We start from the raw sequence: 23,111 nt of genomic DNA, 5'->3' as shown, positions 1-23,111 counted from the left end.
TGGCTTCTAGATGATAGAAGTTGGAAAGATTAGAAAGGGAATGCCCCTAATAATTGAAGAAGAGATCTACATTGTAACAGAAGCTAACAAACATTCAATGGGAAGAGGGGACGGTATAATAAGGACCAGGATGAAAAATCTGAAAACTGGTCTTGTTAGGCAGTTCACGTTTCAAGCAAGCGAAAAAGTTGAAGAAGCTGCGCTTTCATTCAGACATGTTCAGTATCTTTACTCGGAGGATGAGCTCTTTCATTTCATGGACCTTGAGACCTACGAGCAGTATACAATTGGTGTAGATGAGATGGGAGATGCTCTGGACTACATCAAGGAAAACGAGGAAGTGGACCTTCAGTTCCATGAAGATAGACCTATAGGCGTTATACTTCCAAACACTGTCGTCCTCAAAGTAACGGATACCGCACCTGCCTATAAAGGTGATACAGTTTCTGGAAGCGGCAAACCGGCTGTTCTCGAAACGGGATTGAAGGTTTCTGTCCCATTCTTCGTCGAGAACGGAGAGCTGATCCGTGTAGATACAAGAACAGGCGAATATATCGAAAGAGCATAGGTGGAAAGGAGGGAGAATGATGGATTTTGAAGAGACCGATCTCGGAAGAATCGAAATCTCGGAGGCTGTAATCCGGGATATTGCTATTCACTCCTACATGGAATTCCTCAAGTTCGATCCAAAGGAAGGGAAAGCAAGAAAAGAAGCCAAGTCGACAGTTGACATTGATCTTGACGAAAAGGTCGATGGGACCAAGACCGTCAAGATTAACGTAAACACAAAAATCAAGTATGGTGTCTCGATACCCTCGTACGCCAGAAAAATGCAGGAGAAACTTAAGAACGACGTAGAAAGCTTCAGCGGCATAAAGGTTGAAGACGTGTCGATTACAATTGAAGATGTTTACGAAGAAGCCCAGAAGCCTGCTGTCATCGAGGAAGAAGAGGAGTTTGAAAGCGTAGAAGCCAAACCTGAGTTAGAAGAAATGGCTTCACAAGATTCTACCGTAGAAGAAGAAGATAGAGAAAAAGAGGGTTGAAAAGGTGACGGCAGGCCCAAACAAAAGCAGACGAAAAATGAGGGAGATTGTTTTCAGCGCGATCTATCAGTTTGACTTCAATGAAGATATGGAGACTTCGTCTGAATATCTCGAGAGAGAGCTCAGTTTCTTCTCAATGGAAACCGAGATGAAGCTTAGGACAAGGAAGTATTTTGATAGCATTTTGAGGTATCGTGATGAGATAGATAGCGTTATTAGAAAACACCTCACGAACTGGACTTTTGAGAGACTTGCCTCGACCGATAAGAACGTCCTCAGACTCGGAGCATACGAGATAATTTATGAACCTGACATTCCAATTGAAGTAACTCTTAATGAAGCGATAGACATCGCAAAAAAGTATGGTTCAGAGCAAGGTGGTAAGTTCGTAAATGGCGTTCTCGACAGAATTGCTCGAGAGTGCGCATCAACGGAGAAAAAGAATCTATAAGGAGGTCGTACATGCTGACTGATCTGGACATAGCACAGAAGGCGGAGCTTAGGAAGATTGATGAGATCGCTTCATCTTTATCGATCCCTGAAAAGTATCTTAGAAGCTATGGAAAATATGTTGCGAAGATATCCCACCAGTATCTTAAGGAGCTGCAGGATAGACCAGACGGAAAACTCGTTCTGGTTACCGCCATAAGTCCAACAAGTGCAGGTGAAGGGAAGACCACCACCTCCGTTGGTCTCGCTATGGCCCTCAACAGAATCGGCAAAAGGGCCTTCGTGACTCTTAGGGAACCCTCTGTTGGGCCAATTATGGGAATCAAGGGAGGAGCGGCTGGTGGTGGCTATTCTCAAGTGCTCCCGATGGAAGAGATAAATCTTCATTTCACTGGCGATTTTCACGCCATCTCACTCGCTCACAATCTTCTTTCTGCAGTTATCGATGCGCATATTAACTTCAAGAATGAACTGGGAATCGATCCTACCCAGATATACTGGCCAAGAACCATGGACATGAATGACAGAGCCTTGAGACAAATCATCGTGGGCCTGGGCGGGTCTGCAAACGGTTATCCCAGAGAGGACAGTTTCGTAATAACTGCGGCATCTGAGATAATGGCAATTATCTGTCTGTCCAAAGACCTTGTCGACCTCAAGGAACGACTGTCCAGAATTGTTGTTGGAAGAAGTTACGACGGAGAATTCGTAACGGTAAAAGACCTGAGTGTTCAAGGAGCTATGGCAACTTTGTTGAAAGATGTTCTAGATCCAAATCTAGTTCAGACACTTGAAGGCACGCCTGCCTTTGTTCACGGAGGACCATTTGCCAACATCGCGCACGGCACGAACTCATTGACTGCAACAAAGATGGCTCTTAAACTCTCCGACTACGTTGTTACTGAGGCTGGTTTTGGAGCCGATCTAGGTGCGCAGAAATTCCTTGACTTTGTTTCTCCTGTAGGCGGTTTCAAGCCGAGCGCGGTAGTACTCGTGGCGTCTATAAGGGCACTTAAACTTAATGGTGGAGCGCCTAAGAAGTATATCGAGGAAGAGGATGTCAAGGCTCTTGAACTCGGATTCGATAACTTGAAAGTTCATTATGAAAACCTTCGCAAGTATGGTATCCCTGTGGTTGTTGCTCTCAATGAATTCCCGCAAGATACTCGGAATGAGAGAGATAAGTTCGACAGTCTCTGCGTTATGAATTCTATTCCTTACGAGCTGTCAAGGGTTTGGGCAGAAGGTGGAGCCGGTGGAATCGAGCTTGCAAATAAGCTCATAGAACTAGTAGAAGACTCAAACGATTACGAACCCCTACTATCAGCGGATCTCTCCTTTGAAGAAAAACTGGAAAAACTCGCAAAAGAGATATATAGAGCAGGAAAAGTCGAGCTCGAACCGGCTGCGAAGAGCAAACTGAGCCTTTTTAAGAAGCAGGGAGTAGATCGCCTTCCGATAATCGTTGCAAAGACCCAGTACTCAATCTCGGATGACGAAAAGAAACTTGGAGCTCCCGAGGGTTACACATTCAAGGTACGGGATCTGAACCTTTCTGCCGGAGCGGGATTTATAGTTGTAGTTGCCGGTAAGATAATGTTGATGCCCGGTCTTGGTAAAGACCCTAATGCAAAGCATATTGATGTCGATGCGAACGGAAAGATAAGCGGGCTCTTTTGAGGTGTTGACTTATGATACTTGACGGAAAGATAGTTGCTGAAAGCATCTATTCAGAAATTAGGGAAGCTCTAAAGAGCAGAGAGAAAGGGCTACCCTCCCTTGTTTTGTTCTGCGATGAACCGGATTCATCCAACAGAACTTACATGAAATCGATAAACAGACAGGGAGATAAGCTCGGTATAGATGTCATAGTAAGAAATAGCGGCAGCAGTCCTGTCAAAGAAATCTTACAAATAAATGAAGACAAAACCGTCGCGGGGATCATGGTTATGCACCCATTGAAGAATGCTGATGAAAAGGCCGTGCTAGCTGCTCTAAGTCCCGAAAAGGATCTGGAAGGGAGAACTGTATCGAACCTCGGGGGAATTATCAACGATGAGGAGTTCTTTGCCCCTCCCACAGCTGAAGCAGTAATGGAAATTCTCAACTACTACGGAATCGAGATTAGGGGTCGGGACATTACTATTGTGGGAAGATCTAACACAGTGGGAAAGCCGTTGGCCCTTCTATTCCTGAAAAAAGGAGTGGACGGAACCGTAACCGTCTGCCATTCAAGAAGCAGAGACATATCCGAGAAGACTTTCAACGCGGACATAGTAGTCAGTGCAGTTGGCATAGCCGGTTTCGTTAAACGAGAGATGGTAAGGCCAGGTGGAGTTGTAGTAGATGTGGGAATCAACTTCGTAGATGGCAGACTAGTAGGCGATGTGGATTTCGACGAGGTAAGCCAGATTGCCGCTGCGATAACCCCCGTACCCGGAGGGGTGGGTAGTGTTACGACTGCTCTTCTCTTCAAACACTATATGAAGTCTCTTGAAAGAATGGAGTCATAACAAATGAATGAACAGCCACTCTACAGAAGACTTAAGGAATACTCCTATACACAGCTGGAAGTGTTCGCAAGTGAAGTGAGAGAAACGATTACAAGAGTTGTATCGTCGAATACCGGTCATCTAGCCTCTAATCTGGGCACGGTGGAACTGACGATAGCACTTTATCGCGTGTTCGACCCAGATGAGGACATCATAATTTGGGATACCGGGCATCAGGCATACACTCACAAGCTACTTACCGGTCGTTATGGGTGCTTCGAATCTCTAAGAAAGAAAGGCGGGATCAGTGGCTTTCTGAGTAGAAACGAGAGTCCTTACGATTTTTTTGGTGCGGGCCATGTGGGCACATCACTACCAGCAGCCTTAGGTATGGAGCAAGCCGAGAACATCTTCCAAAATTCAAAGAACATAATAGTTGTAGCCGGAGACGGAGCACTGACTTCTGGAATGGCACTCGAAGCACTTAATCAGATGAAAGACATCGGATCGAAGATAAAAGTGATTGTCAACGATAATGGAATGAGCATTGGAAAGAATGTTGGAAGTCTCTCCACTTCTCTGGCAGAGCTGAGACTCAATCCAGTTTACAGAGAGATGAAAGGCGATCTGAAAAACGCACTGGAAGCAATGAAGCTCGGCAGTCTCGAGCAATTTCTTTCGAAGATCAAGAGTGGCTTGAAAGCCTCTATTCTCGGAGGCAACTTATTCGAGGATATGGGACTGAACTACGTTGGTCCAGTGAAGGGACATGACTTTCAAGAAATGGAAGCTGTCTTCTCTGCAGTTAAGAATCTTAAGGAACCCTTCTTAGTACACGTCGTTACGAAGAAGGGTAAGGGTCTTGAGTATGCCGAAAGTAATCCTACAAGGTTTCACAGTGTGAGTAGAATAGATCCGGAGAATGGAGAAAAGATCTCGCAATATGGAGAAGTGACATACAGCGAGGTTTTTGGAAAGGTCCTAACCGATCTGGCAAAAAAGGATCCCTCGATAACGGCTATCACTGCAGCGATGCCCGACGGGACAGGACTTACCGAATTCTCAGAAAAACACCCGGCAAGGTTTTTCGATCTTGGAATAACCGAACAGCTGTGTACTACTTTTGCAGGTGGAATGGCTGCGGCAGGTGTAAAACCCGTCTTCGCTGTCTACTCGACTTTTCTACAGAGAGCTCTTGACCAGCTAATTCATGACGTAGCTCTTCAAGATCTCCCCGTCTTATTTGCTATTGATCGGGCGGGCATAGTCGGTCAGGACGGTGCGACTCACAACGGGATCTTCGACATTTCTTTTCTTTCGATGATTCCGAATATGCGTGTTCTTGCTCCCGCTTCACTGAAAGAGCTCGCCAACATGCTATTCACCATATTTGACCAGAATTGGTTGACTCACCCGACTGCCATCAGGTACCCCAGGGAAACAGAACTCGCAGACATTGATGAGATAACATCCAGCTTGAAGAAGATAGAAATCTTTAAGTGGGAAAAGCTTATTGACGGAAATGAAATCGCAATTCTCGCTACAGGTTCTATGGTTTCCAGAAGCAGAGAGGCTGCTTACATCAACGGATGTACCCTTTTCAACTGTCGTTCAATAAAACCACTGGACATTGAGACTTTAAGGCAAATCTTTTCGGATTACGAGACAATAATCACAGTAGAAGAAGGAATAAAGAGCGGAGGCTTCGGCTCAAATGTGGTACTTGAAGCTATCAGACATAACTACAGTGGTAGAATCGATTTAATTGCAATCGATGATGCCTTTTCTTCTCACGGTACAAGAGAAGAGGTGTTAAACGAGCTGGGGTTGGATGCCAGGGGAATAGAGAATAGAATCTCTAAACTGAGAGGTGAAAAGAATGCAAGTAACTACAGAATTCGGTAAGATCGATATTTCTCTTCAGGCCATTTCTTCAATAGTCAAGAAGGTTGTATCGGAGTCTTACGGACCGGTCAATGTAGGATCCCCCCAAACGGGTTTTTTGGCAAAGTTATTCGGAACGACAGAAGACTCGAAAAAAGGTATCAAAGTGACAGAAGAAATCGATGGCACCCTTGAAATCGATATCGATCTAATTCTAGAGTATGGCGTAAGAATACCAACGGTTGTAGAAAATATCCAGGAGAACGTATTTCACAAGCTTAAGGAACTTACTGAAGCTACCAATATAAAAGTGAACATTCATGTTGTCGGCTTGCAGGATTGATGGGAGGCTCAAGATATGAAACGTATCAACGGCAAGTTTTTTGTCGCCGCCTTCCGGAAAGCCGCTGAACGACTTCTTGCAAATAAAGATGAGATCAACGCGCTGAATGTCTTTCCCGTTCCAGACGGAGACACGGGATCTAATATGGCCGCTGCAATGATAGAGGCCTGTGAATATCTGGATAGATTGAAGAAAGATGATCTGGTGAGCGTTCTGGAAGCAGTCAAGACCGGAATGCTTATGGGCGCCCGTGGCAATTCTGGCGTTATCCTCTCACAGATTTTTAGAGGATTTGCCGAGGGAATTGGAAACAGAAAATTCGTAAACACCAAAGCCTTCACTGAAGGACTAGTTAAAGCAAAGGAAATTGCCTATAGATCCGTAATGAAACCCGTTGAGGGCACCATGCTCACCGTAATGAGAGTAACGGCCGACACCGCAAACGAACAATTCGGAGATATTGAGGATTTTGAAGAATACTTCGAAAATCTAATTCATGTCGCTTTCGATGCAGTGGAAAAGACTCCAACTTTACTTCCCAAACTTAAAGAAGCTGGCGTTGTTGACTCTGGAGCAAAGGGGCTGGCTTATATTCTCGAAGGTTTTGTGCTTGCAGTGAAGGGCGATCTAGAGCTTGAAGGTCCTATTCAGCAGATGCCTCAAGCGATGGGGTCGTCAACGGAACGGATAGTTGAGATCGTCAGGGAAGAACTTAAATTTACATATTGCACGGAACTAATTGTGAGCCTCAACGACTCAGAAAACCCTGAAGAAGTATCAGAAGAGATGAAGAGTTATCTTGATGCAATGGGAGATTCGATAGTTATGGTTCATCAAGATGATATTATTAAGATCCACGTCCACACCGACCACCCTGGAGATGTGATCGAGAAGTTCTTAGGGGTGGGATTACTTCAAAAGGTTAAGATTGACAACATGAAGGTTCAACATGAGCACATAGTTGATATTCAGTCGAAAGGACCAGAAATGTATGGTAAAGGTAAGCGTCATGGAGTAATTGTCGTCTCCCCTGGTGAAGGTCTTGCCGACGTTCTGAAGAGCCTTGGTGTAGATCACACAGTTAAGGGCGGTCAGACAATGAATCCGAGCCTAAAAGACCTTTACGAAGCCATAAATAGAATAGCTGCAGATAAGGTGATTGTGCTCCCCAATAACCCGAATATCATTCTAACCGCCAAAGAGGCTGCTAATGCTATTAAGGACGAAAATCCCGGGAAAGAGGTTTACATAATCCCAACTCGTACTGTGCAAGAAGGCATTGCGGCTATGACTGTATATAACGATGAAATGGATAGTGAAGCACTCATTGCAGAAATGAAAGAAGCGGCCGACTCGATTTCGCCGATTTCGATTACCTATGCTGTGAGAGATTCTAGCATGAAAGGAAAGAAGATCAGAAAAGGCGAATACATTGCAATAGGAAGAGACGGCCTGATAAGCTCTGGCAGGAAACTTGAGAAGCTCGTTCACGATTCGATCAAGGCAACTATTGGTAAGGACAGTGAGAAGGAAGTCGTAACGATATTTTATGGATCGGAAGTAACTGAGGAAAGTGCTGGAAAGCTTCTAGAATCCCTTTCAGGAAGTTTCTCAGATCTTGAATTCGAAATTCATAGTGGTGGACAGCCCTATTATTACTACTTAATCTCAATTGAATAGACTAGTAGCTCAGGAGGGAAGAATGTACTTACAGGACGTGATAGGGAAGCTTAACTCATACTGGTCTATGCAGGGATGTATCATAGATCAGCCTTATGATCTAGAGATGGGGGCTGGAACCTTCCATCCTTCGACCTTTCTTAGGTCACTTGGGAAGAAACCCTGGAAGGTAGCTTTCATTCAACCCAGTAGAAGACCAACAGATGGAAGATATGGCGAGAATCCAATGAGAGTTCAAAGATACTTCCAGTACCAGGTAATAATAAAGCCAAATCCCGAAGACTCGCAAGAACTTTATCTCGGTTCTTTAGAAGCACTGGGCATTAATCCTGAGGAACATGACATTAGATTTGTTGAAGACAACTGGGAGTCTCCGACTCTCGGCGCCTGGGGAGTAGGCTGGGAAGTCTGGCTAGACGGAATGGAAGTCAGTCAGTTTACTTATTTCCAGCAGGTAGGTGGCATAGACGTTGATTTAGTTTCTCTGGAAATCACCTATGGACTGGAAAGAATCACCATGTATCTTCAGAAAAAAGCGAACATATTTGATATAGACTGGAACGGAGAATTCAAGTATGGAGACGTCTTTCTCGAAAACGAGAAAGAATTCTCCGCTTACAATTTCGATGTGGCCGAGACTTCAAGGCTTTTTGAGCTGTACAGATTATATCGCGAAGAATTCGAGCTCTGCCTTAATAGTGGTCTTGTCAGACCTTCTTACGACTACATGATTAAATGTTCTCACGTCTTCAATTTGCTTGACGCGAGAAATGCAATCAGCGTTTCACAGCGTCAGAGCTACATAAAATCCATTAGAGAGATGGCAAAGGCAGTTGCAGAAACATACGTAGCAAAGGAGAGCGATTCAGATGAGTGATCACAAAGCTCTGCTAGAAGTCGGAATTGAAGAACTGCCATCAAGTGAAGTGACTGGCATCAGAGACCAACTTAATGATAAGATCGGAGAGGCTCTTGAAAACTATCATCTGCGGTTTGACAGATTGGAAGTATTCGTTGCGAGCAGAAGATTCGGAGTGCTGATTCACGGTATCGATGGAAAACAAGCCGATTTCATGGAGCAGAGGAAAGGACCGTCCGAGAAGATCGCATATAAGGACGGTGTGCCGACAAAGGCGCTTCTAGGTTTTTTGAGAGGAAGCAATGCGAAGCTAGAGGACGTAATAGTAAAGGACAGCTATGTTTACATTGAGAGAGAAATAACTGGCGAGACTGCTGAAGCTCTTTTGCCTCAGATCTTCTCCGACTCGTTGAAGTCCATGGATTTCAAGAAACCGATGCGCTGGGGAGATGGGATTTACAGATTCGTGAGACCTGTAAGATGGATAGTAGCGATGCTTGATTCCAAAACGCTTGAGATGGAACTGTTTGGAAAGAAGTCATCGAACAAGTCAAGGGGCCACAGGTTCTTCTTTGACGAAGTTGAAGTATCACCTTACAATTACTTCGAGAAATTGAGTGAAGCTCTGGTAATCGCTCGAGAAAGCGATAGGGAAGAGAGAGTTCTCTCAGAAATCAGAAGAATTGAATCGAATCTTCAAAGCAAAATTCCTGTCGATAAAGAACTGGTTGCCGAAGTAGTCTCCTTGACGGAATATCCCTCCGCTGTTCTTGGGCGTTTCTTGGAGAAGTACCTCGAGCTCCCGCCTGAAGTAATAATCGTAACCATAAAGCATCATCAGAGAACTTTCCCGGTTGACAAGGATGGCAAGTTGACGAATAACTTCGTGGCTTTTCAGGATGGTCCAGATGATCCGATGGGTAATATTAGACAGGGTTATGAAGAGGTCATCAATGCAAGGCTGGAAGATGCTTTTTTCTACTTCATCAAGGATAAAGAGAAACCTTTCGAAGCGTACGTCAATGCGCTGGAGGGAATTTTGTTTCAACGTGGTCTTGGCTCGCTGAAGGACAAAACCGATAGAACAGTTAAGCTTTCCACAGAGATTTCCAGGATGCTCGGAGCAAATAACGACGAACTTCTGGAGGTTCAGAGAACGGCTCTCCTTGCTAAAGCGGATCAAACCACCAGAGTCGTTCAGGAGTTCCCCGAGCTCCAAGGCATAATGGGAAGGATATATGCGTTGTATTCCAAAGAGAGTCACGATGTTGCTATGGGAATTGAAGAGCACTATCTAGACGGCTCCATTCCCACAACACTGACTGGCGCAGTCGTAGGGGTTGCAGATAGGCTGGATACGCTTGTAGGCAACTTCATGATAGGAAATATACCTTCCGCTTCGAAGGATCCTTATGCGCTGAGGAGAAAAGCTAGCTTCATCTTCCGGACTATGCATCATCTCGGCTGGAAGATCTCCCTGGATAGTCTAATAAGCAAAGCCATGGAAAATCTCGGAACGATTTCTAAAGAATCCGATGAATTGATTCGGGACTTCTTTTCATCTAGATTCGAAGCATTTCTTATTGAGAAAGGCTTTTCAATCAATATATCTCGATCCGTGAACAAGTGGTGGAACGTTCCATATCTAGGGGTAAGAGCGGCAGAAGCAATCGAAGAGTACATAAAAAAGGAAGATTTCAATAATCTTCTTATTGCTTATCAGAGGGTTCACAACATAAGCAAAAATCACCTGGAGAATATATTCGACGGCTCAAAGTTTGTGGAACAGGCCGAACGTGATCTGTTGAACGACTATCTGAGGTGTTATGACGATGTAATGGATGCCTTAGAGCGAGATAATTTCGAGAAGTCTCTTGAGCTTCTCACATCTCTCAAGCCACAAATAGACAGATATTTTGACGATGTCTTTGTAATGGCTGACCAGGAGGATATTCGCCTTAACAGACTCGGCTTTCTTAAATCGTTGGATCTGCTCTTCCTGAAGATAGGCGACCTTTCGCTTCTTCTTGAAGAAGAAAGAACGTGAACCGTCAATGAAGTCCGGGACCGTTGCTCTTGTTGGAAAACCCAATGTGGGGAAGTCAACCCTCATAAACACCATCATCGGCGAGAAGATCGCTATTGTTTCTGATAAACCTCAGACAACTAGAAATCGAATCGGGGGGATCCTGACATCTGATGACGGCCAGATAGTCTTCTATGACACACCTGGAATTCACAAACCGCTTCACAGACTCGGGCAATACATACTGAAAGTTGCAACTTCATCGCTAGTAGGGTCTGATCTACTGCTGGTCATTGTTGACCCAACCGACGGCCTTCGAGAATCGGACAGGCTGGTTTCGAATCATGTGAACCAAAGTCACATTCCTGTCTTCCTCGCCATAAACAAGATCGATGAGTACGAAGACAAGAGACTCATAGAGGAGTTCAGACAAAAGGCCGAACAGCTCTTCGAAAATATCAGCCGTACGTTCTTCATTTCAGCGATAAAGGCTATGGGAGTCGATGAGCTGATTTCAGCAATATTCGATTTCCTTCCGGAGGGAGAGTTACTTTTTCCCGAGGATGTCATAACTGACCGGTCTTCGAGATTTATGGCATCGGAGGTCGTTCGCGAAAAGATCCTTGAGAATACCCGGCAGGAGATCCCGCACTCTATTGGCGTTGTGGTTCAGGAGTTCAAAGACGACGGCACTATACTGAAAATCAGGGCAGATATAATTGTTGAGAGAAGCAGTCAGAAGCCGATAATCCTTGGTAAGGCAGGATCGATGATAAAAAAAATCGGTACCGATGCGAGGAAAGATCTTGAGTATATTTTCGATCAAAAGATTTTCCTGGATTTGTTTGTCAAAGTTAGAGAAAAATGGAGAGACAAAGATTCCATGATACAGGAGTTTACTAACCTCAAAGACGAACTTCATTAAATCGGGGTGATGCAGATGAAAAAGGGAAAGGCAGCTTTTGTCCTCTTTCTTTTGCTCTTCATGATGGTCTTTCTTAATGCTGATCAGATGGTGATGTCTCCCAACATCGGCGAAATCGAGGCGGAATTCGGAATAACTAAGGCAGATATCGGCCTTATACAAGGTTCTTTCACTATAGTGGGCGCACTGATTTCTCTTCTCTGGGGTTTTCTGGCAGACAAGTACAGCAGAAAGCTTCTGCTTCTTTTCAGTGTTCTAGTCGGTGAAATACCCTGTTTCCTCTCCGCCTTCGTACAGACTTTTCCGCAGCTCTTTCTTGCAAGGGCCCTAACTGGTATAGGCGTAGGAGCGCTCTTCCCAGTCGTTTTTTCTTACGCCGGAGATGCTTTCAAAGAGTCTCAGAGAGCAAAGGTCAATTCCTTTCTTTCTACGGCAATTTCCCTTGGAGCCATTGTGGGAATGGTAATCGCCGGATTCACAGGAACATCACTTGGCTGGAGAACACCGTTCATCATCGTATCTCTTCCAAACATTGTTCTAGCATTTCTATTCTTTGCATTTGCCGAAGAACCAAAAAGAGGAGCCGCCGAAGTTGCAGTCGGCGAACTCGTGGATCAAGGGATAAACTACATTGGAAAAGTCAGACTGTCTGACTACAAGAATCTCTTCAAGGTGAAGACCAATCTCATTCTCTTCATTCAGGGAATTCTTGGAACGATTCCCTGGGGAGCAATACCGTACTACCTTGTAAACTTCTTCGAAACCTCTAAGAATCTTTCAAAGGAATCGGCCACGTTAATATTCATTTTCTTCGGAGTCGGAAACGTACTCGGGATATTCTTCGGTGGTCTCATCGGCGGTTTGCTTTACAAGAAGAAACCTGCCTACATGCCGCTCTTCAGCGGGATAATGACTGTCATAGGGACATTTGTTGCTCTATTGGCTCTGAACTTCCCACCTATCGAGGGAGCAGGCGGATTTGTGATGCTGGGAGCCCTGGGCATGGTAGCCGCAGCCTCCGCTTCAATGACAGGACCAAACATGAAGACTATGCTGATGAATGTCAATCCTCCTGAGAACAGAGGAAGGATATTCTCGATTTTTAACTTGACAGATTCTCTTGGAACGGGATTTGGACAGTTCTTTGCTGGAACTCTAGCCACGGCAGTAGGATCTCTTGGAGTTGCTATGAATGTTTCCGCTCTATTCTGGCTGCCTTGCGGGCTGATACTGCTTACTGCAGCATTAGCTTTCCCAAGAGACATCGATCACCTTCATAGAAAGATGAAGGAAGCTGCTCAAACAATGGAAAAAGAAAAGTAGATGTCTGTCAAGAGGTGAAAGATGATTTCAGGAGTGGCTTTGATTTGGAATATCGAGAAGAAAGTTGTATAATCTAATTGCTGAAGTAACCCTCAGACCGCTTCGCTGCCCTCGAAAAGGGCAGCAATTTTTATTTATTGAGGAACAACCAGAAAAGAACCATGACAAAAGATCCTTTCTGTTCGACCTTTGAATCACATTACTTCGTCAGAAAGTAATCCTCAATTCCTGTGACGAGAGCTTCCACGAGCTTTTCCCTGTAATCTCTGGTAGAGAGAAGGACATCTTCTTCGGGATTTGACATAAAGCCCGCTTCGAAGATTAGTACGGGAACTTCTGACCAGTTGAATCCAGTAATATCGTCGCGTGGCCTAATTCCAAGTGAATCTATACCATCGATCTGCAATAGACTTGCCATGATCTTTTCCGCGGCCTTTTTGCTGTCCGAATAGATCAATGGACTTTGAGCAGAGGTTTCAGATGGAATTAGTAACATGAATCCTTTGAGGCTGCTATCGGAGCTATAGTCAGCATGGACTCGAATACAAAGATCGGCATTCGCCTCGTTTGCTATCTTCGCCCTTTCAACATTGCTTATGTTGACATCGTGACTATCTCTGGTCATGACAACTTCATACCCTTCCTGAAGAAGCCTATCCCTCAACATGAAAGAGAACTCCAAATTAAAAACGTATTCTGGAATACCGGTCGAGGATCCGCGTGTCCCAGTGGAAACCCTTGCCTTAGTCATTTCCGAACCTGGAGCTATAGGTTCAAGAGTCAGGTCCGCTTCTTTCTGATGACCGGGGTCGATGCAGATAGTAAGCGAAAAAGCAAATGTGGAAAAAAAGAGAGCAAGAATAACGACAAACTTTCTTCTTTCTGAACACATAGAATCACTCCTAACTGTTGATCACTACAGATTATAACTTCTTTACAGATTAATCGGGTTAAGCTATCGGCAAAGAGTTCCGTTTATGCAAGCTCAGGGAGGCACAATCACTCTCTCCAATTATCGGAATCATATTTTTGATCTAACAACAGAACGCGCACTGTGTCATGCCCGCCCAATAAATATCAATTGCGTTTAATACATCGTTCATTCAATATCATCCAATTTCTTGGTGGATTCTTGTCCTTCAGTCAACAAGTTACTGAAAACCGTTTCTAAGTAAAATTGCAGCTAATAATGGATGTACATTTCGCTAAAACCGCTACTTCCCAAGGAACTCCCTCTTAGCTCCGTTGTAGGTTATAATTATCCCGGAGGTGAGAGCCATGGCAAGTAGTTACAGGAAAGAGATGTTGGAGTCTGAGATAAAGAAGGTTCTCACGGTAACTCTATCATCTTACACAAGTTACAACGACTCGCTAGGAATGGTTTCAATAGTCAGGGTAGAACTTACCAAAGATAAGCGTTTTGCAACGGTCTTTGTAAGTCTTATGGGACCAGATGAAAGCAAGAAAAAGCTGGTTAAAAGGCTGAATGAAGATAAGGGAATCTTCAGGACTGCAATTGCAAAGAACATTCGTCTGTTCAAAGCCCCTGAAATCCGTTTTAAAGAAGACATTGGAATAGAAGCAAGCTTGAGAGTAGCTCAGTTGCTGGAGAAGATCGAAAGGGAGAGGACAAACACGAAAGATGAGTGATGGGATTATACTTGTAGACAAACCGGTCGGAATTACCTCACACGATCTTGTCAACCTCCTTCGACGTCGACTGGGGACAAAGAAGATAGGCCATGCGGGAACACTGGACCCTTTTGCCAGTGGGCTCGTTATCTCTGGGGTAAACAAGGGAACTCGGATTCTCGAGTACTTTCTTGAAATGGACAAAACATATATGACCGAGCTCGTGCTAGGAAGAATTACAGATACATTTGACATTACGGGCAGGACTGTTGAAGAGCGGAAGGTGCCGGGTTTCTCTTTCGATGAGGTTTTTAATGCACTCAAATCATTTGAAGGAGAGTATCTTCAAGTTCCTCCCGCATACTCTGCAAAGAAGTACAACGGAGAGAGGCTTTACAAACTCGCTAGAGAGGGCAAAATAATCAACCTTCCGCCAAAACCGGTTAAGATCTATTCTATCGATGACATTGGCATTTCTTATGAGAAAGTCACCTTTACAGCTAAGGTCTCAAAGGGAACTTACATCAGATCGTTGGTTATGGATATTGGGTACAAACTTGGCTGCGGCGCAACGGCTACTAAACTACGAAGGATTTCTCAGGGTAATTTCTCCGTTGATTCTGCACACCAGATCGACGATGTGTCTGATTTCTCAATAATTTCACTCGAAGATTCGATTGACTTCCTTCCAGGTCTTCTGCTAAACGATTCTGAGAGCAGCAATGTCCTCCTTGGCAAACAGATCTATGCCAGCGGAGTGGCAGGTGTTATGGGAAAGTTTGCGAAGAACGACTTAATCAGAATAATCGGTAGCGACGAACGACTATTGGCAGTCGCAAGATCAGAGCGCACTTCTTCATTCATCAAGACACTCCTAGCTAAGAATTCGCTCGAGAGAGTTGCAAAACTGGAAAAGGTTCTTGGTGCTTGATATGTATGTTGCCTGCATAGGAAATTTCGACGGCGTCCATTTGGGTCACAGAGCGATCATGCAAAAGACGGTAAACATAGCAGCCAATCTAGATTTGCAGAGTACAGCAATCTCAATTGTCTATCCCTGGGGATACTACTTTCCAAACTTCCCGGGGATAATCTATCCTGTTGCACAGAGACTTGAACTGATTCTGGCTACCGGAATTGAAAGGGTAGTAACTGTCAACATGTCAGAAATCAGGTATCTTGAACCGGAAGATTACATCTCCAGGCTGATGAGTGAAGGCATGAGAGCAATTGTAGTCGGAAGTGATTTCACCTTTGGAAACGGTGCAAAGGGAAATATCGAGCTATTGGAGAGGATCTCAAAAGAAGGAGACTTGAGAGTTGAGATCGTACCCGACGCGCTATATGATGGGCGCAGAATTAGCAGCAGCTGGATAAGGGAATCTATAGCTAAAGGGGACATCGGCCTCACGAATTCCCTTCTAGGAAAGAGATACTCGATACGAGGCAAGGTTTACAAAGACAAGCAGCTTGGCGCCAAGATTGGTTTTCCGACTGCAAACATACATCGGGGAGATGAAAGGCTAGTAATACCAAGATCGGGTGTCTACATAATTATGTCGACGATTGACTCTAGAGATTACTTTGGTTTGCTAAATGTTGGTTTCAGACCCACAGTAAACACATCGGAAGAAGTCAAGTATGAAGTATACTTTTTTGACTATTCTGGCAATCTCTACGATAGAAACCTTGAACTGGAGTTCCTTGAATTTATAAGGCCCGAGTTGAAATTCGACTCTCTGGGCGAGCTAATAGAACAGATAAAACATGATGAAAGAGTTGCCCGTCGCTGGCTGGAGATACACCTAAATATGCTCAAGAAAGAATGATGAAATCGCCCCGAAGAATTGAGACCTTCTTTCTTCGTCGGCAAACAGTTCGTGCTTTCCCCCCGGGATTTCCAGCATTTTCTTCTCCACATTAATCTTTTCGTAGAGCTCCTTTCCTCCTATTGGATCAACAACCCTGTCCGCGGAACCATAGACTATTAGCGTAGGTGTCGTTATTCTATCCGCCTCTTCCAATGCCTGCTTGATACTATCTTCAAGACCGAAAAAGAGATTCGGTGATACTCGATCATGCACATAAGGATCTGCAATGTATCGTTGTACAGCTCTCTCATTATTTGACAAGTCAGCGGGAGTGAAACGAGAAGAACTACTGAATGTAGTTTTTGGTGCAACTCGTCTAATAATCGAAATCAACGGAAGCAGATTCTTGACGGAATCCTTTGCGGAAAAGAGATGGGGAGCGCTGAGGGCGGCGGCACTGAAAAGATCTGGATGCTCCTCTATGACTCTTGTAGCTATAAGTCCTCCCATACTGTGCCCGAAAAGGAAGAGGGGAAGCTCGGGCTGAATCTTCTTCACTCGATCGGCAACTTCCTTTACAAGCGACGTGAAGTCGTCAAATGACTTAATGAAACCCCGAGTTCCCGAATGCATGCCGTGACCTGGAAAATCCGCCGCAAGCACATCGAATCCCTTTCCGTTAAGATAAGTAGCAAAACCGTCGTATCTTCCACTGTGTTCACCAATTCCGTGACAAATCACTACGCTTGCCCTTTTGCCCGAAGAAAACCATCTTCTAACAAACACCGCAACACCTCCTCAAACTGATTATATCTCTTCAACAGGGGTGTTTACAAAAGCCAGAGAGCATGATAATATTATTTCTGTTCGGCCCCATAGGATAACGGCTAGTCCACCGGATTCTCAGTCCGAAGGTCGGGGTTCGATTCCCCGTGGGGCTGCCAACATTTTAGTTCTCCATCGGCGTAAGTTCCATTGAAAATCTCCCAGCTGGGAGATTTTCGCTTTTTGAGCTCTTTTTTGTTCTGGGTTCCTTTGATGTCTTTCAACCCTCTGCTTTCCCTTTAATAGCTGATCGCAAAGAACTCTATTCTCGCTCGCGTTGTCTTGATTGCGAGCCTTCTTTAGACACTTTTATAACCTAGAACAACTGATCTCTATGTGAACCAGCTAGAAAATACAACCAGCATATTATCCAAAAGCCTTACAAAGGAAAAGTCAAATAGCGAAGCAGAGCATAACTAATTCTTATCGATTTATTAATCTGTTTGTCTCTATAGGAAATGAGTTTTCGCAGATGCTATGCTATCATAATTCAATGCCTATTATTTTCACTTTAGCACTTCCTGTTCTTTGCCGCCCATTAGAGGCGGCTTCTATTTTTTCCTCTTTGCTTTTTAATTAAACAGCGGTTGAGGAATTATTTTTCCCTTCCCAAGCATCTAGAAAATGATCGGTTTTGAAATTGCGTGGATTTTTGAAGAGGGCAGAGGTTTTCTACTGATCTGATTCTAAAAAGGTAAATCCTCCTTCTATTATCGAAGTACAAATCTCAACGATCTTCGGGTCGTAAAGCCTTCCGGCATTCGATCTGATTTCTTCTAGTGCGGCATCAAAACCAAGTGCGGCTCTATACGGTCTATGGGAGCTCATCGCTTCGACAACATCGGCAACCATAATTATCTTGGCTTCGAGAAGAATTTCATCTTCCTTCAAGTGTCTGGGATAACCGGAACCGTCGAGGCGCTCATGATGCTGATAAACGATTTCGGCAACGGGCCAGGGCAGTTCGACTTTTCTAAGAATCTCGAAACCTGTCACGGAGTGCCTCTTTATTATTTCAAACTCTATATCGCTCAGTTTTCCGGGCTTCGACAATATCTCGGTGGGAATCATAATCTTTCCTATGTCGTGAACCATTGCCGAAACTCTCAAAGCTTCGATCGTTTGTTCGTCAAGATCCATTTTTCTTCCAATTTCCACGGCAAGTTTTGCGACGTTCTTCTCATGGAATTCAGTGTATGGATCCTTCAGATTCAGCACATCAGACAACACAGTAACAATTGAATTGAAGGCTGCCTTCAGCGCTTCGCTGGTTTTTTGGCGTTCAGTAACGTCTCTGGCGATTCCTTCAATTGCAATAAGATTTCCTTCATCGTCATAAACGGGCACATTCATCTGCTCTGTCCAAATAATCTCCCCATTCTTTCTGATCCATCTCAAAAGAATCGGCGATTGATTCACTTGCTCTGAAAGCCCGTCAAGTTTCCATCTGTCATCAGGATGGACCAGTTCGAAACCAAGATTTGGATTTGAGTAGTGCTCCTCCGGTGTATAGCCTGTAATCTTTGTGGCAGAAGGGCTGACATACGAGAATTTTCTCTCTGGGAATAATTCATATCTATATACCAGATCATTCGCCTTTTCTGCAATAAGCCGAAACTTCCTTTCGCTTTCTTCAAGAGCCTCTTCAGCTGCGGCCCTGAGTCTTTCTTCCTTCTTTCTTTTTATTGCCTCCTTGACTGCGAACGGGAGCCTTGCCATATGTTCCTTTATGACATAATCTGAGGCGCCCGCCTTCATACATTCAACGGCAGTCTCCTCGTTCATGGAGCCAGTAAGAATGACTATAGGCGTACTGGGAGAGAACTTCAAAGCAAGATCTATTACTTCCATCCCGCTGAAGTGAGGCATCATGTAATCGGAAATGATTATGTCGGGCTTGTAATTAGAGATTGACTGGAGAAATTCTTCACGATTATCTACCCTCAAGAAACCAACAGAATCGCACCAATCCAAAAGTCCTTTTGTGATTTCTAGTTTCGCGAGCTCCGCATCACTTTTCAAATCTTCTACGAGAAGTATCTTTATCGACGAAAAATCAGAGAAATTTCCATCAACGGTATTGTCCATAAGCACCTCCCGATAACCCAACAATAATATCATGCAGGACTGCCATGTTCGAACGAGCAGATACTGTCCTTTTCAGCGTAATTTGAAAACCTGTGAGTGATACACTCTCACTGATAGATTCTTTTGTTAAGAGCGCAGATTATACTTTCTCTAGGGCTTCATCATTCAACCCTCAAAAGGAGTCAATATGGGAAAAGAAGTACTGCTTGCGCTTGTCAATAACGCAGCACTACTTATTACCTTTGTGGTTTTGTACACCGCCTTCTATGTTAAGTCAACACCAAGCAGACAAATGCCAAGGCAAATCAACTCTGGATTGCTTCTCGGATTGGTTACAGTTGGTGTCATGCTTAATTCTTGGCAGCTCTCTCCCGGCGTGGTTTGCGATACCAGATCGGTTGCACTGGGTCTAATAGGTCTCTTTTTCGGATTTATTCCCTCCATGATTTCGGCCTCGATGGCCGTTGGCTTGAGGATATTGATGGGCGGCGAGGGAACGATTCCGGGAATAAGCACAATACTTAGTTCGATTTCCGTGGGTCTCATCTGGCGACATTATAGAAGAAGAGATCCAGGTGATTGTTCACTACTAGAGCTGTATCTATTTGGAATCGTAGTACATATATTTATGCTTCTGTGCATGCTTCTTCTTCCTTCTCAAAGCAGAGAAACTTTTTTTGAGATGGCAGCGTTGCCCGTGATGATAGTTTATCCGGCGGCAACGATGATAGTGGGCTGGGCAATGACGGGCCAAATAGCGCGCAAGCAGGGAGAAGCAGCAGAAAGGGAACTTGCTTCCACGAGTGAGAAGCTCGCGGTGATTGTGAAGAATTCACCGGTAGCTATGGTAAGTCTTGATCTCGATTATAATGTTACATCGTGGAATGAGGCGGCAGAAGAGATATTTGGATGGAAATGCTCAGAGGTCCTCGGCAAACCTCTGCCTTACATTCTAGAAACGCAAAAGGAAGAACACGAGAGAATGAACGTAGAAACTCTGAAAGGCCTTCCCGTTAAGGGCAAACGATTCACACGGAGGACAAAGGATGGAAGAGAAGTCATCATAAAGGTTTACAACGCCCCAATTCGTGATGAAAACGGAAATCTTGAAGGAATCTTCGGAATACTTGAGGATGTGACAGAACAACACAAGGCAGAGCTTGCTCTCAAAGAAAGTGAACTTCGCTTCAGAAAATTATATATGAACATGAACATTGGAGTGGCCATATATAGAGTAATCAATGAAGGTGACGATGTCGTATTCTTGGATATGAATCCATCTGGCTGTAGAATTACTGGAGTAAATCGAGAGGAGATACTTGGAAGAAGTGTCAAGGCAATCTTTCCATCAGTTACAGAGCTAGGAATTTACCAGAAGCTCATCGAGGTTTGGAAGACCGGCCGTCCACTGCATCATCCAGTAATGCGCTACAAAGATGAAAGAATAGACTTCTGGGCCGATAATTATATCTATCCAGACAGATCACATGAAGTCGTAGCGATATTTGAAGATGTAACTCAAAGAGAACTAATGCTCGAGGAACTAGAAAGGAGAGTCAAAAATAGAACAGAAGAGCTCGAAGCGGCTAATAAAGAGCTGGAGTCCTTTGCCTACTCGGTTTCACATGACTTGAGAGCTCCTCTAAGGGCTATTAACGGCTTTTCAAAGATCATTTCAGATCGCTATATGTCCTCCCTTCCCGAAGAGGGACAAAGGTATCTCGGATTTATATCGAAAGCTGGAGGAGATATGTCCGATCTCATAGACGGCCTTCTAGAATACTCCCGAATCGGTAGATCATCGATTCACCTGAACAAACTACCTTTGAAGAGTATCGTTGACGACTGCATATCTACGTTGAACCGGAGAATTGAAGAGGAAGGGGCAGAGGTAAGCATAATTACGGATTTGCCAACGGTCTATGCAGACCAATCTCTTCTAAAAAGAGCAGTAACTAATCTCCTTCAGAATGCGTTGACTTATCACAAAGCCGGGTCGCGCCCCATAGTAAAAATATCCTCCAAGCATCAGAACGGCTGGGTCTTTCTAACGATAGAAGACAATGGGATCGGAATAGAAGACAGGTATTACGAAAGAATCTTCAATGTGTTTCAGAGGCTACACACTGATGAGGAGTTTCCAGGCACTGGTATTGGACTCTCGATTGTAAAGAAATCGGTTTTGCTAATGGGGGGAGACGTCTCTCTGGAATCTATACCCGGGGAAGGCTCGAAATTCACTTTGAAGATTAAGGGGGTTTAGCCTTGAAAAATGCGATCTTACTTCTGGTTGAAGATAATCTGATGGACATTGAGTTGACTCTTGATTCCTTCAGGCAGGTGGGGCTCACTAATCACGTCGAAATCGCAAAGACTGGGGAAAGAGCGCTCGATTATGTATTCGGTAACGGACCCTTCAGTGATAGAGAGGCTTTCCCACTGCCTGATCTTGTTCTGCTAGATCTCAAACTACCCGGCATTTCCGGGCATGAGGTTCTTCAAGAGATGAAGAAAAGCGAACTAACGAAAAGAATACCGGTTGTAGTTCTTACTTCTTCCCGAGAAGAAGGAGACAGAGCTATCTGTTACGACAGTGGAGTAAACTCCTTCCTAGTCAAGCCGGTTAACTTCGAGGAATTCCTCGTTGTAGCCAGGGCCATTGGTGATTACTGGCTCACGATCAACGTTGGTCCTCCATTTGAATGAGTTGTAAGGCCGTGGCTCCGGTCGGAAGTTGGGGGTTCGTAAGAGCAAAAGATCAGTTCCAAGTTGTAGTTGCATGTGCGAATAAATTCGATTCAAACGGATGTGAGGGCGTGCGGCGGCACGCCCGCTATTGAGGATCAGTCTTCCCAAGGATAGAGATCGTCCTCCTCAATAGTTGAACGAACCTATTCTGCCTGAAAAGCTCCTGTTCAGGATTTGGGCTTATGAAACGAGGTTCGGGATAGCGGGTAGGGGGTTGGAAAGAGCAAAGGAACAGTTCCAAGTTGCAAGAATGGGAACCAAAATCACAATGCAGGAACCGGATTCTGAAACAATTTCAAGCATGACATGATCCTGGACCAACAAACAACCGTTCTTCACTCTCTCACTCTCTTCCCAGAAAACAGCAACCCGCAAAAGCCAACGGATTCTTAATCTTCCCAGCGTACAGCGGTTCTTATGCTGGTGAGTAGCCCAGGGGGATTTCACCCCCAGGCTCTCTCAGAACCGGACTTGAATCTCTCGATTCATCCGGCTCCCATTATCCAGCCGTATAGAATATCCCCATCGTCCAGTGTACAAATAGACGAGGCTCCCTGCGAGCAAGAGTTTCTAGCCATTTACCCGCTTTTGTGCGACCTCTCCTTTTCTTGTACTTGTTTCTTACCCACTGAACTAAGGCTTTGTTTAGCCGACTCAGTACTGTATACATCTCAAATCTGCGAAAGTGTCCATAGTAGTTTATCCAACCTCTTATTACCGGGTTGATTCTTTCTGAGAGTTCTTCAATACTCAGGTATGACTTGGTTTGAAGTCTCATTCTCCGGATCTTCTGTCTCATCGCCTTCTTTGCCTGTTCACTCACTGCAGGGGTGAAGCTGTAGAAGATCCTCCCGTTTCTGGCTTTGCAGCTACGGACTCTGAAGGTGTATCCTAGAAAGTCAAAGCTTGTATTTGGATACTCGCCCTTCCTTTTATCGTCTTTGCAGTAGACAATACGGGTCTTCTCTGGATGAAGCTT

The 23,111-nt window shown here is 44.5% G+C and carries 21 protein-coding genes and 1 tRNA gene; 18 read left to right on the top strand and 4 right to left on the bottom strand.

What is annotated here, in order from left to right:
- Positions 1 to 10 precede the first annotated feature (10 nt).
- The 12 genes from efp to Y696_RS04560 are packed head-to-tail and all read left to right on the top strand — an operon-like array spanning position 11 to position 13,028.
- On the top strand, positions 11 to 568 hold the full coding sequence (efp, locus tag Y696_RS04615; protein WP_006492591.1) for an elongation factor P: 558 nt from the start codon (positions 11 to 13) through the stop codon (positions 566 to 568).
- Between the two features lie 19 nt (positions 569 to 587).
- Complete coding sequence (locus tag Y696_RS04610; RefSeq protein ID WP_006492590.1) at positions 588 to 1,046, top strand: Asp23/Gls24 family envelope stress response protein; 459 nt, start codon at positions 588 to 590, stop codon at positions 1,044 to 1,046.
- Positions 1,047 to 1,050: 4 nt separating this feature from the next.
- Positions 1,051 to 1,497, top strand: a complete 447-nt coding sequence (nusB, locus tag Y696_RS04605; protein ID WP_006492588.1) for a transcription antitermination factor NusB — start codon at positions 1,051 to 1,053, stop codon at positions 1,495 to 1,497.
- Positions 1,498 to 1,508: 11 nt separating this feature from the next.
- The gene (locus tag Y696_RS04600) at positions 1,509 to 3,176 is read left to right on the top strand and encodes a formate--tetrahydrofolate ligase (protein WP_039882885.1); all 1,668 of its coding nucleotides are present in this window, start codon (positions 1,509 to 1,511) and stop codon (positions 3,174 to 3,176) included.
- A gap of 11 nt (positions 3,177 to 3,187) precedes the next feature.
- Complete coding sequence (locus tag Y696_RS04595; protein ID WP_006492586.1) at positions 3,188 to 4,009, top strand: bifunctional 5,10-methylenetetrahydrofolate dehydrogenase/5,10-methenyltetrahydrofolate cyclohydrolase; 822 nt, start codon at positions 3,188 to 3,190, stop codon at positions 4,007 to 4,009.
- Between the two features lie 3 nt (positions 4,010 to 4,012).
- Positions 4,013 to 5,893 (top strand): 1-deoxy-D-xylulose-5-phosphate synthase, encoded by a 1,881-nt coding sequence (gene dxs, locus Y696_RS04590; protein WP_006492585.1) that lies wholly within the window; start codon positions 4,013 to 4,015, stop codon positions 5,891 to 5,893.
- Positions 5,868 to 6,215, top strand: coding sequence for an Asp23/Gls24 family envelope stress response protein (locus Y696_RS04585; protein ID WP_006492584.1), 348 nt, complete (start codon positions 5,868 to 5,870; stop codon positions 6,213 to 6,215). Before dxs ends, Y696_RS04585 begins: the two co-directional genes overlap by 26 nt.
- Before the next feature lie 15 nt (positions 6,216 to 6,230).
- A complete protein-coding gene (locus Y696_RS04580) occupies positions 6,231 to 7,895 on the top strand; it encodes a DAK2 domain-containing protein (RefSeq protein ID WP_006492583.1) in 1,665 nt (554 codons plus the stop codon).
- A gap of 22 nt (positions 7,896 to 7,917) precedes the next feature.
- A complete protein-coding gene (locus Y696_RS04575; protein WP_039882883.1) occupies positions 7,918 to 8,772 on the top strand; it encodes a glycine--tRNA ligase subunit alpha in 855 nt (284 codons plus the stop codon).
- The gene (glyS, locus tag Y696_RS04570) at positions 8,765 to 10,801 is read left to right on the top strand and encodes a glycine--tRNA ligase subunit beta (RefSeq protein ID WP_006492580.1); all 2,037 of its coding nucleotides are present in this window, start codon (positions 8,765 to 8,767) and stop codon (positions 10,799 to 10,801) included. The genes Y696_RS04575 and glyS overlap by 8 nt, the downstream gene beginning before the upstream one ends.
- A 7-nt stretch (positions 10,802 to 10,808) precedes the next feature.
- Positions 10,809 to 11,705, top strand: coding sequence for a GTPase Era (gene era, locus Y696_RS04565; protein ID WP_006492578.1), 897 nt, complete (start codon positions 10,809 to 10,811; stop codon positions 11,703 to 11,705).
- 15 nt (positions 11,706 to 11,720) lie between these two features.
- Complete coding sequence (locus Y696_RS04560) at positions 11,721 to 13,028, top strand: MFS transporter (protein WP_051070385.1); 1,308 nt, start codon at positions 11,721 to 11,723, stop codon at positions 13,026 to 13,028.
- A gap of 199 nt (positions 13,029 to 13,227) precedes the next feature.
- On the opposite strand, the gene Y696_RS04555 is transcribed toward Y696_RS04560, so the two are convergent.
- A complete protein-coding gene (locus Y696_RS04555) occupies positions 13,228 to 13,920 on the bottom strand; it encodes an N-acetylmuramoyl-L-alanine amidase (protein ID WP_006492573.1) in 693 nt (230 codons plus the stop codon).
- Positions 13,921 to 14,306: 386 nt separating this feature from the next.
- Between Y696_RS04555 and rbfA the strand changes: the two genes are divergently transcribed.
- The 3 genes from rbfA to ribF are packed head-to-tail and all read left to right on the top strand — an operon-like array spanning position 14,307 to position 16,489.
- Positions 14,307 to 14,678, top strand: a complete 372-nt coding sequence (gene rbfA / locus Y696_RS04550) for a 30S ribosome-binding factor RbfA (protein ID WP_006492572.1) — start codon at positions 14,307 to 14,309, stop codon at positions 14,676 to 14,678.
- Positions 14,671 to 15,591 carry a tRNA pseudouridine(55) synthase TruB gene (gene truB / locus Y696_RS04545; RefSeq protein ID WP_006492571.1) on the top strand — a complete coding sequence of 307 codons (921 nt, stop codon included), beginning with the start codon at positions 14,671 to 14,673 and terminating at the stop codon, positions 15,589 to 15,591. The genes rbfA and truB overlap by 8 nt, the downstream gene beginning before the upstream one ends.
- A 1-nt stretch (position 15,592) precedes the next feature.
- Entirely contained in the window at positions 15,593 to 16,489 is an 897-nt protein-coding gene (gene ribF / locus Y696_RS04540; RefSeq protein ID WP_039882993.1) for a riboflavin biosynthesis protein RibF, read from the top strand.
- On the opposite strand, the gene Y696_RS04535 is transcribed toward ribF, so the two are convergent.
- Entirely contained in the window at positions 16,466 to 17,257 is a 792-nt protein-coding gene (locus Y696_RS04535; protein WP_006492568.1) for an alpha/beta hydrolase, read from the bottom strand. The two genes, ribF and Y696_RS04535, sit on opposite strands and share 24 nt — an antisense overlap.
- 83 nt (positions 17,258 to 17,340) lie before the next feature.
- Between Y696_RS04535 and Y696_RS04530 the strand changes: the two genes are divergently transcribed.
- Positions 17,341 to 17,415, top strand: a tRNA-Glu gene (locus tag Y696_RS04530).
- Positions 17,416 to 17,968: 553 nt separating this feature from the next.
- On the opposite strand, the gene Y696_RS04525 is transcribed toward Y696_RS04530, so the two are convergent.
- Entirely contained in the window at positions 17,969 to 19,384 is a 1,416-nt protein-coding gene (locus tag Y696_RS04525; RefSeq protein ID WP_006492567.1) for an HD domain-containing phosphohydrolase, read from the bottom strand.
- Between the two features lie 187 nt (positions 19,385 to 19,571).
- On the opposite strand from Y696_RS04525, the gene Y696_RS04520 reads away from it, so the two are divergent.
- Together Y696_RS04520 and Y696_RS04515 are read left to right on the top strand one after the other, a co-directional pair.
- On the top strand, positions 19,572 to 21,647 hold the full coding sequence (locus tag Y696_RS04520) for a PAS domain S-box protein (RefSeq protein WP_006492565.1): 2,076 nt from the start codon (positions 19,572 to 19,574) through the stop codon (positions 21,645 to 21,647).
- Positions 21,648 to 21,649: 2 nt separating this feature from the next.
- Complete coding sequence (locus tag Y696_RS04515; RefSeq protein ID WP_006492563.1) at positions 21,650 to 22,090, top strand: response regulator; 441 nt, start codon at positions 21,650 to 21,652, stop codon at positions 22,088 to 22,090.
- A 541-nt stretch (positions 22,091 to 22,631) separates the two neighbouring features.
- Here the strand turns inward: Y696_RS04515 and Y696_RS04510 are convergent.
- A partial coding sequence (locus Y696_RS04510; protein ID WP_310793746.1) for a group II intron maturase-specific domain-containing protein occupies positions 22,632 to 23,111 on the bottom strand: 480 nt, incomplete at its 5' end.

Origin of the sequence: Mesotoga sp. H07pep.5.4 (assembly GCF_003664935.1) — a bacterium.
Classification (GTDB): Bacteria; Thermotogota; Thermotogae; order Petrotogales; family Kosmotogaceae; genus Mesotoga; species Mesotoga prima.
This window is presented reverse-complemented; position numbering and strand designations above follow the sequence as displayed.